The organism is Shimia sp., from assembly GCF_965227725.1.
Classification (GTDB): Bacteria; Pseudomonadota; Alphaproteobacteria; order Rhodobacterales; family Rhodobacteraceae; genus Shimia.
Genome location: NZ_CBDDGH010000005.1, coordinates 917,750 through 931,450, shown reverse-complemented (window position 1 = coordinate 931,450; position 13,701 = coordinate 917,750). Strand labels below are relative to the sequence as shown.

The window sequence follows — 13,701 nt, the reverse complement described above, 5'->3', positions numbered from 1 at the left end:
AATGAAAGGTTAATTTCAGAAGGTGAAATCTGAAAGGCACATTACCCGCAAAAAGCGTGTTGAGAATGTGTTGGTCGAAATGATCCCGAAATTGGGTTTGGCCAAAAAAAAAGGGCCGAGCATGAAAGCTCGGCCTTAGTCCAACAGGGAGGTGAAGATGATGCGCATCTAAGCAATCATCGTCTTCGAGTGTCCAATTAGTAGTCAGTTTATAAACCTTCAAGGTTTTTTATGTCGCAGGTCCATCATTGCTGCTATGCGCAATCTGCATAGCTTAGCGATTTTCCTTATCCCGCAATTGCTTGCGGTGTGAAATGATCTCTTCCTGAACGAAATCACGGAAGGCTGCGATGCGCTTGGATTGGCGCAATTCCTCAGGATAGGCCAAGTATACTGGCACTTCGCTGGATTCCACCTCGTCCAGAATCCGCACCAGATCAGGGAAATCCTGCATCAGATAGTTGGGCAGAACGCCAATCCCGAGATCGTTGCGCACGGCCTGCAGCACGCCGTAGTAGTTGTTGACGTAGAGCATCTTGCTCACGTCATTGGCCAGCAGGCTGGTGACAAAGTTGGCGCCGGCGCCGACCTGCTCGGAGTTGACGTTCTGGCAAATCAGGCGGTGCGCGGACAGATCGCTGAGCGATGTGGGCTCGCCATGCGCCTCGATATACTTGCGCGACGCATAAAGGCGCATGCGCACGCTCATCAGGCGTTTGCGGATCAGATCGGCCTGACTTGGCTCTTTCATGCGGATGGCCACATCAGCTTCGCGCATGGGCAGGTCGAGCACGCGCTCTTCCAGCATCAGGTCGATGTTGAGATCCGGATATTGTTCATAGAGCTTGGCCAGACGCGGGGCGAGCCAGAGCGTGCCAAAGCCGATGGCCGTGGTCACGCGCAGTTCGCCAAAGACCTCTTCTTCGCTGTCGCGGATGCGGGCGGCGGCGGCATCAAGCCGTTTATTCATCGCAGCGGTTGCATCAAACAACAGCTCGCCTTGCTCGGTCAGGATCAGACCGCGGGCGTGGCGGTGAAACAGGGTGGTGTTCAGAGATTCTTCCAGCGCGCGGATCTGGCGGGACACAGCGGACTGCGACAGGTGCAGCACATCACCGGCGTGCGTCAGGCTGCCCGCATCGGCAACTGCGTGAAAAATCCTGAGTTTGTCCCAATCCATGACGGCTCCATTTTGTTGTTTTGTGTCATGTGGTTAGTTGTCAGTCAAAACATTTCGACCTGTTTGGACCCAACGAAAGCAGCCAGATACGCCGTCAGGCCCCATATGAAAAGCACAGTTTTCCCTTGTTTCATAGCTTTACAGGTGTTTGGTGCCGTTCTTGGGCGCGCGGGCCGCATCACCTGAAAGCCCTGTCGTTGCGAAAACTGCCCAAAATCTCACCTTTTCTTTCGCTATGCGTCTTTTAATTGAAATAAATGTAAGAGGTTACAATTTTAAATACGCCTGTTACGGTGCGCGCACAGCATTTAGTGAATAGAACGTCAAAAATTTCCGAGCCCTTTGATGAGAGGCGTTGAGCCAACTTAACATGCGGTACTTTTCTACGTTACGAGCGCGGTTTGCGCCTCATTACTGTATTTACATCGGATTTTTTCTGTCGGCGCTGATCACCTGGCCGATACTGGCCCGGCTTGAAGCGTTTGAATGGTTTCATGACTACAGCCGCGCGCATGAAGATTGGGATCTTGATGAATTTGCGATGCTGATCATCAACCTGACACTGGCTCTGTTGTTCTCGGCCATTTATCAAGCGCGGCGATTGAAGCGGTTGTGGCGGGAGCGGGATGCGCTGCGCACACAGGCGGAGATTTCGGCGCGCTATGACCCGCTCACCGGGGTCTTTAACCGGCGCGCCTTCAAAGAGGTTTTGGGAGAGGCCATTCAGAAGCAAGCCACAGACGGGGATTCGGCAGACGGCGCGCGCTTTCTGGCGTTGCTGGATCTGGACCGGTTCAAACCCGTCAACGAGCTGCATGGCCATTCGGTTGGGGATGCGACGCTTGTGGCGGTCAAGGAGCGGTTGGTGCGCGAGATCGGCGCTGCCGGGGTGGTGGCCCGCTTGGGCAGCGATGAATTTGTGATGCTGTTTGATGAATTCAGTGATGCGCGCAAGGTGGAGCGGGCGACGCAGCGGCTGGTCTATGATCTGGCGCAGCCGATCCAGATTGGTGAGGTGATGGTGCATGTGGGGGTCAGCGCGGGGCTGGTGCAAATCCAATCGAAATACGATGTGACTGAGGTGCTCCGGCGGGCGGATAAGGCGCTTTTTCAGGCGCGCTCACAGGGGCGCGGGCTTTACGCTTGGTATGATGAGACGCAGGATCAGCAATCCCGTAACCGCACGCAGATCACCGCTGATCTGCGCGAGGCGATTGCCAATGGTGACCTCAAGCCCTGGTATCAACCCATTGTTTCGGCAGATGAAAACAAGATCAGAGGGCTGGAGATTCTGGCGCGCTGGCAGCATCCCGTGCGCGGGTTTGTGCCGCCCGATGTGTTTGTTGAACTGGCAGAGGATTGCGGGCTGATTGGCGCCATGGGGCAGAGCATTCTGCGCCGCGCCTGTCTGGATGCGCGGGATTGGGATGAAAACCTGACGCTGTCGTTCAATGTGTCCGGTCTGCAGTTCAATGACCCAAACCTGATCCCCTCGATCCAAGAGATTCTTGTGGAGACAGGGTTTCCGGCGGGACGGCTGATCCTTGAGGTGACAGAGCGCTCGGTGATTGATGATTTTGAGGAAGCCGGGCGCAAAATCGAGGAGCTTAAAGACATAGGCGTGTCCATTGCGCTCGATGATTTTGGCACCGGTCATTCCAGTTTGGCCTGTCTGCAGAGACTGCCTTTTGACGGGCTGAAGATTGATCGCAGCTTTGTGACCGACATTTCTGAGCAGACCCAGAACCAAAGCATTGTCGCGGGTATTGTGACATTGGCGCGGGGGCTGGCGCTTGAGGTGACTGCGGAAGGGATCGAGACCGCTGAGGATCTGGCCTTTGTGCGGGAGTTGGCCTGTGAAAAAGCGCAGGGCTTTCTTTTTGCAAAAGCTGTTCCAGCAGAGCAGGTTACAGCGCTTTTGCAATCTGATTGGGCGGCGTTTGGACAGGATGCGGAGACCGCGCAGGGCGTCTGACACTCGGGGCATTTTGCCGCCGGATCGGTTTAGAAATTTGCCTCTGAGCCGCAACGCTTGAGCTGTGAAAAATTTTCTTTGATCCAAAGTCGTTGCTTTGCGTACTATCTCTCATAGGTGAGAGGAAAAGAACGCTTGTTCAAAAAAATGTTTACATAGGTCAGCAATTACGACTTATTATAACGCCTATATTGGAAGAGACCGTCCAGCGAGGGGAGCGCAAGATGAGTATCCAAAAAGTATCCTTAAACGACCGGTTTGACCTGTCCAAAGACAGTGTGATGCTCAATGGCACGCAGGCTTTGGTGCGTTTGATGCTGATGCAGAAGGCGCGTGATGCGGAGGCGGGGCTGAACACGGCCGGGCATGTGACCGGGTATCGGGGCTCGCCGCTTGGGGCGGTCGACAGCCAGATGACGAAGGCTGAGAAGGTGCTGCGGGAGTCCGATGTGCTGTTTCAGGCCGGGTTGAATGAGGATCTGGCGGCCACGGCGCTGTGGGGGAGCCAGCAGGCGGAGCTGCGCGGGGAAGGCAAATTCGACGGGGTTTATGGCCTTTGGTACGGCAAGGGGCCGGGCGTGGACCGCACCGGGGACGTGATGCGCCATGCCAATATGGCGGGCACCTCCAAACACGGCGGCGTGCTGATGGCGATGGGGGATGACCATACGGGTGAGAGCTCGACCGTGCTGCACCAATCGGAATGGGCGATGGTGGATGCCTATATGCCGGTTGTGTCGCCAGCGGGTGTGCAGGAGATCATGGATTTTGGTCTTTATGGCATCGCGCTGAGCCGCTTTGCCGGGGTCTGGGTTGGCCTGAAAACCATGAAAGACACGATTGAGGCCACTGCAGTGGTGAACGGTGATCCGCATCGTTTGAGCTTTGTGGAGCCTGAATTTGATATGCCTGAGGGCGGGCTGAACATCCGGCTGGCCGACACGCCACACGCGCAGGAAGCGCGGATGATTGACTACAAACGCTTTGCTGCGGAGGCCTTTAGCCGGGCCAACCGCATGGACAAGCGGGTTTGGGGCAAGCCGGGGGCTAAGATCGGCTTTGTTGCGGCGGGCAAGAACTGGCTTGATCTGGTGCATGCGCTGCAGCTTCTGGGCATCAACGAGGTGGAGGCCGCGCGGCTGGGGATCACCACCTATAAGGTGGGCCAAACCTTCCCGATGGATATGACCACCTTTAACGAATGGGCCGAAGGGCTCGATCTGATTGTGGTGGTGGAAGAAAAGCGCAAGCTGATTGAGATCCAGATCAAGGAGGCGATCTTTGATGATCGCCGTGGGCGTCGGGTCTATGGCTGGTACAAAGGCGGAGCGGGGCTGATGGGGCGTGAAGAGCTGTTCCCGACGCGCGGCGCGCTGGACCCGATCATGATTGCCGAGAAGCTCGGTGAGATCCTGATTGAGGAAGGGCGCGGCACCGATGCGGTGAAGGCCGGGATGAACACGCTGCTGGAGGCCAAGCGCTCTGACAATGCCGAGGATATTGCGGCGCGCACGCCGTGGTTCTGTTCGGGTTGTCCGCACAACACTTCCACCAAAGTGCCGGAGGGCAGCCGCGCCTATGCGGGGATTGGCTGTCACTATATGGTGCAGTGGATGGATCGCGAAACCACCGGCTACACCCATATGGGGGGCGAAGGTGCGAACTGGATTGGCGAAGCGCCGTTTTCCAAGACCAAACATGTGTTTCAGAACCTTGGGGATGGCACCTATAACCACTCCGGCATTCAAGCCATCCGCGCGGCCATGGCGGCGGGCACCAACATCACCTACAAAATCCTGTTCAACGACGCGGTGGCGATGACCGGCGGGCAGACCAATGAGGGCGATTTGAGCCCGCAGCGGATTGCCAGTGAGCTGCGCGCCATCGGGGTGCAGGATCTGGCTGTGGTCTATGATGAAAAGGAAGAGGTGGATCAGAGCCTTTTCCCAAGCGGCATCAGCTTTCATGAGCGTGTCGACCTCAAGTCGGTTGAAAAGAAGTTCCGTGATATCAGCGGTGTAACGGCGATTGTTTACGTTCAGACCTGCGCCAGTGAAAAGCGTCGCCGCCGCAAACGGGGGGCGTTCCCGGATCCGGATCGGCGGGTGTTCATCAACACCGATGTCTGTGAGGGCTGCGGGGATTGCGGGGTGCAATCAAACTGTATTTCGATTGAGCCGGTGGAAACCGAGCTGGGGCGCAAGCGCAAGATCAATCAATCGAGCTGCAACAAAGATTTCAGCTGCCTCAATGGGTTCTGCCCGTCTTTTGTGACCGTGGAAGGCGCAAAAATCCGCAAGGCTGCGACGACGGCGGTGGATCTGCCGGAGATGCCAACGCCAAAGCTCGCGAAGATCAATGGCACCCATAATGTGGTGATCACAGGCGTTGGCGGCACGGGGGTGGTGACCATCGGTGCGATCCTGTCACAGGCAGCACAGATCGACGGCAAGGCTGCCGCGATGATGGAAATGGCAGGGCTGGCCCAGAAGGGCGGCGCGGTGCATATCCATTGCCGGATTGCTGAAAGCAGCGATGACATCAGCGCGGTGCGCGTGGCCACGGGGGAATGTGATGCGCTGATCGGCGGCGATCTGGTGGTGAGTGCCGGGGCAAAAACCCTTGGTCTGACCAGCACCGGGCGCACCGGGGCCGTGGTGAACAGCCATGAGATCATCACCGGCGATTTCACGCAGAACACCGAATTCAAACTGCCCAGCGGGCGGCTTGAGGTGGCGCTTCAGGCGCGGTTGCGGGAACAGCTGAGCATGTTTGATGCCTCGGAACTGGCGCGGGTTGTGCTGGGGGATGGGATCTTCTCCAACATGATGATCTTTGGCGCGGCCTGGCAGCAGGGGCTTGTGCCGCTGAGCCATGAGGCGATTACGTCCGCGATCGAGCTGAACGGGGCGGCGATTGAGAAAAACCAGCGCGCCTTTGAAGTGGGTCGCTGGGCGGTGCTTTATCCTGAGGATGCAGAGGCTTTGCTGACCCCGAAAGTGGTGCAGATGCCCAAGAGCCTTGAGGAAAAAATCGCCTTCCGTGCGGATCATCTGGTGAAATACCAGAACAAGCGGCTCGCGAAGCGATACCGCAAGCTGGTGGACAGCGTGTCTGATAAACGTCTGAAGGAAGCGGTGGCGAAGGGCTATCACAAGCTGCTGTCCTATAAGGACGAATATGAGGTGGCGCGCTTGCATCTGGAGAGCCGCGCCAAGGCTGAAGAGGTGTTTGAGGGGGATTTCACCATGAAATTCCACCTGTCGCCGCCCACACGCGCGAAGATGGGCGCCAATGGTCGACCAGAAAAATCGGAGTTTGGCCCAAAAACTCTTCGTCTCTTTAAGCTGTTGGCGAAGCTCAAAGGCTTGCGCGGCACGCCGCTGGATCTGTTTGGCCGCACAGAAGAGCGCAAGATGGAGCGTGCGCTGATCAAGCAATATGAAACGGATATGGCGATGGTGATCGCGGAGCACGGCGAAAAGCCGCATGAGGCGGCTGTGGCGCTGGCGGCATTGCCGCTGCAAATCCGCGGCTTTGGTCCGGTGAAGCAGGAAAACGAGGCCAAGGCGGCAAAGCGGCGCGAGGAGCTTCTGGCGGCGCTGCGGGATGGCGATGAGATGAAGGCGGCGGCGGAATAAGGTCGCGACCCATCACTTTAGGAACTGAGACGCCTGCCGCTTTTGCGGTGGGCGTTTTTCTTGGATGCGCCAATTTTCGCAAGGCGCAGGCAAAGGGGTTAAAAAACTGTCGCATTTCTGACATATGATGCGCGGACACAGAGACCAGAGAAGACCCATGCCGTCCAAACGCCAAGTTGCCCGCGACATCAGTTATGCTTACTCCGCACAGACCCGCAGCGGGCGTGCGATGATCCGTGTGATGGAGAACGCCACAGGGCGGCTGCGCCTGATCAAGCGCGCCGAGGGCTATGAGACGGAAGTGGCCGCAGGGCGGGATTTCTGGGCGGTGATGCGCGAGCGCTATGGGCTGTCGCTGGATGTGGTGGGCGGTAGCCTCACCAATATTCCCAAAACCGGCCCGTTGATCATGATCGCCAACCATCCTTACGGGATCCTGGACGGGCTGATGATGGGCAATATCCTCAGCCAGACGCGCGGCGATTTCCGCATTCTGGCGCATCAGGTGTTTCGCAAGGCCGAAGACCTCAACCGCGTTATTCTGCCGGTCAGCTTTGATGAGACCAAAGAGGCGGTGAAGCAGAATCTGGAAACCCGCAAGACCGCGCTGAATTACCTGAAAGAGGGCGGGGCCATCGGGATTTTCCCCGGCGGTACGGTCAGCACGGCAGAGACACCTTTTGGCACACCGCTTGACCCCGGCTGGCGCGGGTTTACGGCGCGGATGGTGGCGAAATCGGAGGCCACGGTGGTGCCTGTGTTCTTTGACGGGCACACCAGCCGCCTGTTTCAGATCGCCAGCCATCTGCATTATACGCTGCGCATGGGTTTTCTGATCCGGGAGTTCAAAAAGCGGGTGGATACGCCGGTGCGCGTGGTGATTGGCGAACCGATTGACCGCAATGCGATCAACAGCCGCGCCAAAGACACCAAGGCGCTCATGGACTTTCTGCGAGACAGCACTTATTCTCTTTCTCCCAAGCCCATTGCCAATTTTGGCTATGGATTTGAGTTTGAAGAAAAATACCGCGCCTGATCGCGGATAGAGGTGTGTTGTGGCAGTTGGGATTTTTGACAGTGGTCTGGGCGGTCTGACCGTTTATGACGCGGTGAGCAAGCGCTTGCCGGAGGTGCCGATTGTGTATTTCGGCGATAATGCGCATGCGCCTTACGGGGTGCGCGACGCAGATGATGTGTATGATCTGACCACCAAGGCGGTGGAGCGGATGTGGGACGCGGGCTGTGATCTGGTGATCCTCGCCTGTAACACCGCAAGCGCGGCCGCGCTGCGCCGGATGCAAGAAAGCTGGGTGCCGACAGACAAGCGGGTGCTGGGTGTTTTTGTGCCGCTGATTGAGGCGCTGACCGAGCGCAGCTGGGGGGACAACTCTCCGCCGCGCGAAGTGGATGTGCAGCATGTGGCGCTGTTTGCGACACCGGCCACCGTGGCAAGCCGTGCGTTTCAGCGCGAGCTGGCATTCCGCGCGATTGGCGTGGATGTGGAGGCACAGGCCTGCGGCGGCGTGGTGGATGCCATTGAAGATGGCGATATGATCCTGGCGGAGGCGCTGGTGCGCAGCCATGTGGATGCTCTGAAGCGAAAAATGCCAGAGCCACAGGCGGCGATTTTGGGCTGTACCCATTACCCGATTATGCATGACACCTTCCAAGATGCTTTGGGCGCAGGGGTAAAAGTGTATAGTCAGGCCAATCTGGTGGCAGAATCACTGGCGGATTATCTGGAGCGGCACCCAACCATGATCGGGACGGGCGAAAAAAATATGTTCCTGACCACAGGCGACGTGCGCAAGGTCTCAGACCGGGCGACGCAGTTTTTGCGACGACGAATTACCTTTGAATCGGCCTAACACCCGATCGTGAAGAGAGCCACATGCGACCTGCGGGCGCAGGCTCTCGCAAAACTCCCAAATTTTGATTATTTACCCCGCAGGTGACGGGGTGGCCGGCTGAACAGCTGTGGCCAACAACAGGAAAGAGGTCTTTGAGATGACCCATAAAATCGCAATTCTTGGTGCCAGTGGCTATACCGGAGCCGAATTGGTGCGTTTGATCGCCACCCATCCGAGCATGGAGATTGTGGCCCTGTCCGCAGATCGTAAGGCGGGCATGGAGATGTCTGCGGTGTTCCCGCATCTGCGCCATCTGGAATTGCCGACCCTGTGCAAGATCGACGAGATTGAGTTTGCCGATGTGGATCTGTGTTTCTGCGCCTTGCCGCACGCGACTTCTCAGAAGGTTATCAAGGCGTTGCCTTCTGACGTTAAGGTTGTCGACCTGAGCGCGGATTTCCGTCTGCGCGACCCGGAAGAATACGCCAAATGGTATGGCGGGCAGCATGATGCACTCGAAATTCAGCAAGAGGCTGTCTATGGCCTCACCGAATTTTACCGCGAAGAGATCAAGGCGGCGCGGGTTGTGGCCGGGACTGGCTGTAACGCGGCAACGGGTCAGTTTGCGCTGCGTCCGCTGATTGAAGCCGGTGTGATTGATCTCGATCAGATCATTCTGGACCTGAAATGTGCAGTATCCGGTGCAGGGCGGTCCTTGAAAGAGAACCTGCTGCATGCGGAGCTGAGCGAAGGCTACCATGCCTATGCCATTGGCGGCACGCACCGGCATCTGGGAGAGTTCGATCAGGAATTCTCCAAGATTGCGGGGCGCGAGGTGAAGGTACAGTTCACCCCGCATCTGGTGCCTGCCAACCGGGGCATTCTGGCGACGGTGTACGTGCAGGGGGATGCGGCAGAGATCCATGCGACCCTCGCAGCGGCCTATGGTGATGAGCCGTTCATCGAAGTGCTGCCCTTTGGCGAAGCGCCGAGCACGCGCCATGTGCGGGGTTCCAACTTCTGCCATATCGGCGTGACCGGAGACCGGATCGAAGGGCGCGCGATTGTGATTGCGGCGCTGGACAACCTGACCAAAGGGTCCAGCGGGCAGGCGTTGCAAAACGCCAACCTGATGTTGGGAGAAGAGGAAACCGCCGGCCTGATGCTGGCGCCTTGCTTCCCGTAAAATGCGCTGTGGCGCGGGAGACTAAAAATGAAGAGCCTGAAAAAGCAACGTCGGATCCAGGTGATCATCCTGACCTTCGTAGCCATGATCGTATCCACCGCCTTGATCGGCTATGCGATGCGAGATGGGATCAATTTCTTCCGCTCACCTTCTCAGGTGCTTGAAGAGCCGCCCGCGGCCAACGAGGTGTTCCGCATTGGCGGGCTGGTTGAGGATGGCACGCTGGTGCGGGCCGATGGCGAGACCGTGCGATTTTCCGTAACAGATGGCGGCGCGTCGGTGCCGGTGACCTTTACCGGCATCCTGCCGGATCTGTTCAAAGAGAACGAGGGCATGGTGGGCACAGGCTCTTATGTGGACGGGGTGTTTGTTGCGACGGAAATCCTCGCCAAACACGATGAGACCTACATGCCCAAAGAGGTGGTGGACGCGCTGAAAGAGCAGGGCGTTTATCAGGAGCCTGAGAGCGAAGGCTGACCCCAGCCCATTACAACAGAGTTTTGAACCCGCAGGTCTGACGGCCTGCGGGTTTTTCTATGTGCGCAACAGCAGCGTGCGGCGGGCTTGGAGGGGCTTAACGCAGGCGTGCCAGCTTGGCCGTGTCAGGCACAGGAGGGCGACAGAATGTTGAATGTGCAGCAAATCGCGCGGGAGATCGTGGCCCGCGAAGGGGGTTTTGTGGATGATCCGGATGATCCGGGCGGGGCGACCAAATTTGGCGTGACCATCCATACGGCGCGGCGGCTTGGGTTGGACAAAGACGGGGATGGCGATGTGGATGTAGCAGACATTCGTGCGCTCACCCGGGAAGATGCGGAACGGGTTTTTCTGAAACACTACTATGAGGCCCCGGGGATCAGCAGTTTGCCGGAGGTTTTGCAGGCCTCGGTCTTTGACATGTATGTCAATGCAGGCGGCAATGCGGTGAAAATCCTGCAGCGGTTGCTTGTGCAGATGGGGCAGCAGGTCACGGTGGACGGTCAGATCGGCCCGCAGACCATCGCCGCCTGTGAGGCGGCTGCCGCGCTGGCGCCGCATCATCTTGCCGATGCTTACGGGGTGGCACGGCGGAATTATTATTTCCGGCTGGCGGATCTGCGCCCCAAATCACGCAAATATGCGCGCACACGGGCGGGCCACAAAGGTGGATGGATCAAGCGGGCGGAGGAATTCATCTCGCCCCGATACCACCTGAGTGCCGAGGAATTTCAGAAACGGGTGGCGTCATGGGGTTGATTGAACGGGCGCTGACCTTTGTGTTTGGCGGCGGGCGCAATGTGATTGCAGAGACCGCCGAGGTGTTTCGGGAGAACGCGGAAGCAGGGGCGCAGCGGGCGCAGGACGTGCAGATCGCGGCGATGCAGAGCCATGCGGAAGAGTTCCGGCAAGCTGACCGCGGGGTGTTTGACCGGCTGATGGACGGGGTCAACCGCCTGCCGCGCCCGGCCATGGCAATCGGCTGTCTGGCGCTGTTTGTGGCGGCCATGGTGGACCCTGTGTGGTTTGCGGCGCGCATGACCGGCATTGCGCTGGTGCCTGATCCGATGTGGTGGCTGTTGGGCGTGATTGTGAGTTTCTATTTTGGCGCGCGGCATCAGGCGAAAGGGCAGGAATTTCAACGCATTATGTCGCAAAACTTGAAGCAGGTGCCGCAGGTTGTGGAGGCGATTGAGGTGTTGGAAAACATCCAGAAACGAGAGAATGATGCAGGCGCGGACAAGCGGGCAGACGCCCGTGCGCCAAAGCAGAGTGCAGAGGGGCCGGAAGGCCTGAAGAACCCTGTCCTAGATGATTGGCGCAAAACGGCAGGCTGAGGGCGCGACAATCTGGACCGAGATTCACGCCGAATTGCATTGGACCCTCGGGGAGGCAGGTCTATATAGACGCCATGATAGTAGAGCTCGGCCATTTCGCACTGATCCTAGCCGCCGTCACCGCCGTGGTGCAGGCAATCGTTCCTCTTGTTGGCGCGCATAAGCGATGGCCCGGTTGGATGGCTGTGGCCGAACCGGCCGCGGGCTTGCAGTTCCTGTTCACAGGCTTCTCTTTTGCGGCGCTGACCTATGCCTTTGTGGTGTCTGATTTCTCCGTGCAGCTGGTGGTGAGCAACTCCCACACGCTGAAGCCCATGCTTTACAAAGTGAGCGGTGTCTGGGGGAACCATGAGGGCTCTATGTTGCTCTGGGTGTTTATCCTGACCATCTTTGGTGCCTGTCTGGCGTGGTTTGGCGGCAATCTTCCCGCAACCTTGCGCGCCCGTGCTTTGGCGGTGCAAGCCTCTGTGGCGGTTGCGTTTTTTGCCTTTATCCTTCTAACGTCTAACCCGTTTTTGCGGATGGATGTGGTGCCGTTTGACGGCGGCGATTTGAACCCGCTTCTGCAGGATGTGGGCCTCGCGCTGCACCCGCCGTTCCTCTATCTGGGCTACGTGGGTCTGAGCATGGCGTTCTCCTTTGCAATTGCTGCATTGCTTGAGGGCCGTGTGGATGCGGCCTGGGGGCGCTGGGTGCGGCCCTGGACGCTGGCGGCCTGGGTGTTTCTGACCATCGGCATCGCGCTTGGCTCTTGGTGGGCCTATTACGAGCTCGGCTGGGGCGGCTTCTGGTTCTGGGATCCGGTGGAAAACGCCTCCTTCATGCCGTGGCTTCTGGCGGCCGCGTTGCTGCACTCCGCCATTGTGGTGGAAAAACGTGAATCGTTGAAAAGCTGGACGATCCTGCTGGCGATTATGGCCTTCAGCTTCTCCCTGATCGGGACCTTTATTGTGCGCTCCGGTGTGATCACCTCTGTGCATGCCTTTGCCAATGACCCGGAGCGCGGTGTGTTCATTCTGGCCATTCTGGCGGTGTTCACCGGCGGGGGGCTGACCCTGTTTGCGGCACGGGCCGGGGCGATGGAAGCGAAGGGCGTGTTTGGTGTGGTCAGCCGGGAAACCGCGCTGGTGCTCAACAATATCCTGCTGGCGGTGTCCTGTTTTGTGGTCTTTATCGGCACCATCTGGCCGCTGGTGAGCGAGCTTGCCTTTGCCCGCAAGCTGAGCGTGGGGCCGCCCTTCTTCAATATGGCGTTCACGCCTTTCATGGTGCTGCTGGGTGCGATCCTTCCGATTGGTGCGATGCTGCCGTGGAAGCGGGCCAAACTTGGTAAGGCGATGAAGCCGCTGGTGCCTGCATTGATGCTGGCGATTGCGCTGGCCGGGCTGGTCTGGGCGATGCAGAGCGGACGGTCGCTTCTGGGGCCGGTGGGGCTGTTCCTCGGCGCATGGCTGGTCTTTGGTTCGGCCACGGACCTGCTCTCGCGCACCGGGCGGGGCGATCTGAAGGCGCGATTGGGCCGGATGACGCGGCTCCCGCGCGCGGACTGGGGCAAGGCGGTGGCCCACGCGGGGCTTGGCGTTACGATGTTTGGTGTTGCCGGTTTGATGGCCTGGGAGCAGGAAGACATCCGTGTGGCGCAACTCAATGAGCCATATACCGTCGGCGCGTTTGAGATCACGCTTGAGAATGTGCGTGAGGTGGAGGGGCCGAACTACCTGAGCACCATGGCGGACATTCGGGTGCGCAGCGGTGGCCGCGAGATCGCCATGCTGCATCCGGAAAAGCGGGTCTATCCGATTGCGGGGATGCCAACCACCGAGGCGTCGATTGACTATCGTGTGCTGCGTGATGTGTATCTGGCGCTTGGCGATGAACAGCCGGGCGGGGCCTATACGGTGCGCACCTATATCAAGCCCCTGACCAACTGGATCTGGATGGGATCGTTCCTGATGGCGCTTGGCGGTTGTCTGAGCCTGAGTGACAGGCGTTACCGTGTGGCTGCGGGCGCGCGCAAAGCGCCAAGCGGCGGTGTGCCGGCGGAATGAGGTTTGA

Annotated in this window: 10 protein-coding genes; 9 read left to right on the top strand and 1 reads right to left on the bottom strand. The window is 58.5% G+C overall.

Features of this window, described 5'->3' with window-relative positions; genetic code table 11:
• Positions 1-274 precede the first annotated feature (274 nt).
• Positions 275-1,180: a LysR family transcriptional regulator gene (locus ACO07T_RS14865; protein WP_422050053.1), complete on the bottom strand. Its 906-nt coding sequence runs from the start codon at positions 1,178-1,180 to the stop codon at positions 275-277.
• A 370-nt stretch (positions 1,181-1,550) separates the two neighbouring features.
• On the opposite strand from ACO07T_RS14865, the gene ACO07T_RS14860 reads away from it, so the two are divergent.
• The 9 genes from ACO07T_RS14860 to ACO07T_RS14820 all read left to right on the top strand — a co-directional run bounded on the left by ACO07T_RS14860 (position 1,551) and on the right by ACO07T_RS14820 (position 13,694).
• Positions 1,551-3,155, top strand: coding sequence for a putative bifunctional diguanylate cyclase/phosphodiesterase (locus tag ACO07T_RS14860; RefSeq protein ID WP_422050052.1), 1,605 nt, complete (start codon positions 1,551-1,553; stop codon positions 3,153-3,155).
• 224 nt (positions 3,156-3,379) lie between these two features.
• Positions 3,380-6,796, top strand: coding sequence for an indolepyruvate ferredoxin oxidoreductase family protein (locus ACO07T_RS14855; protein ID WP_422050051.1), 3,417 nt, complete (start codon positions 3,380-3,382; stop codon positions 6,794-6,796).
• 157 nt (positions 6,797-6,953) lie between these two features.
• Complete coding sequence (locus ACO07T_RS14850; protein WP_422050050.1) at positions 6,954-7,832, top strand: lysophospholipid acyltransferase family protein; 879 nt, start codon at positions 6,954-6,956, stop codon at positions 7,830-7,832.
• A 19-nt stretch (positions 7,833-7,851) separates the two neighbouring features.
• Positions 7,852-8,664, top strand: a complete 813-nt coding sequence (locus tag ACO07T_RS14845; RefSeq protein WP_209078962.1) for a glutamate racemase — start codon at positions 7,852-7,854, stop codon at positions 8,662-8,664.
• A gap of 139 nt (positions 8,665-8,803) precedes the next feature.
• Positions 8,804-9,832 (top strand): N-acetyl-gamma-glutamyl-phosphate reductase, encoded by a 1,029-nt coding sequence (gene argC / locus ACO07T_RS14840; protein ID WP_422050049.1) that lies wholly within the window; start codon positions 8,804-8,806, stop codon positions 9,830-9,832.
• A gap of 27 nt (positions 9,833-9,859) precedes the next feature.
• Positions 9,860-10,309 (top strand): cytochrome c maturation protein CcmE, encoded by a 450-nt coding sequence (gene ccmE, locus ACO07T_RS14835; protein ID WP_209062379.1) that lies wholly within the window; start codon positions 9,860-9,862, stop codon positions 10,307-10,309.
• A gap of 147 nt (positions 10,310-10,456) precedes the next feature.
• Complete coding sequence (locus ACO07T_RS14830; protein WP_422050048.1) at positions 10,457-11,068, top strand: holin-associated N-acetylmuramidase; 612 nt, start codon at positions 10,457-10,459, stop codon at positions 11,066-11,068.
• Positions 11,059-11,646 (top strand): holin family protein, encoded by a 588-nt coding sequence (locus ACO07T_RS14825; RefSeq protein ID WP_422050047.1) that lies wholly within the window; start codon positions 11,059-11,061, stop codon positions 11,644-11,646. Before ACO07T_RS14830 ends, ACO07T_RS14825 begins: the two co-directional genes overlap by 10 nt.
• Positions 11,647-11,720: 74 nt before the next feature.
• On the top strand, positions 11,721-13,694 hold the full coding sequence (locus ACO07T_RS14820; RefSeq protein ID WP_422050046.1) for a heme lyase CcmF/NrfE family subunit: 1,974 nt from the start codon (positions 11,721-11,723) through the stop codon (positions 13,692-13,694).
• Positions 13,695-13,701: the final 7 nt, after the last annotated feature.

Excerpts from the sequence above, each read along its gene's own strand:
- ccmE (WP_209062379.1), top strand. The coding sequence starts at position 9,860 with ATGAAGAGCCTGAAAAAGCAACGTCGGATCCAGGTGATCATCCTGACC.
- ACO07T_RS14865 (WP_422050053.1), bottom strand. The coding sequence starts at position 1,180 with ATGGATTGGGACAAACTCAGGATTTTTCACGCAGTTGCCGATGCGGGC.
- ACO07T_RS14825 (WP_422050047.1), top strand. The coding sequence starts at position 11,059 with ATGGGGTTGATTGAACGGGCGCTGACCTTTGTGTTTGGCGGCGGGCGC.
- ACO07T_RS14850 (WP_422050050.1), top strand. The coding sequence starts at position 6,954 with ATGCCGTCCAAACGCCAAGTTGCCCGCGACATCAGTTATGCTTACTCC.
- ACO07T_RS14830 (WP_422050048.1), top strand. The coding sequence starts at position 10,457 with ATGTTGAATGTGCAGCAAATCGCGCGGGAGATCGTGGCCCGCGAAGGG.
- argC (WP_422050049.1), top strand. The coding sequence starts at position 8,804 with ATGACCCATAAAATCGCAATTCTTGGTGCCAGTGGCTATACCGGAGCC.
- ACO07T_RS14860 (WP_422050052.1), top strand. The coding sequence starts at position 1,551 with ATGCGGTACTTTTCTACGTTACGAGCGCGGTTTGCGCCTCATTACTGT.
- ACO07T_RS14820 (WP_422050046.1), top strand. The coding sequence starts at position 11,721 with ATGATAGTAGAGCTCGGCCATTTCGCACTGATCCTAGCCGCCGTCACC.
- ACO07T_RS14855 (WP_422050051.1), top strand. The coding sequence starts at position 3,380 with ATGAGTATCCAAAAAGTATCCTTAAACGACCGGTTTGACCTGTCCAAA.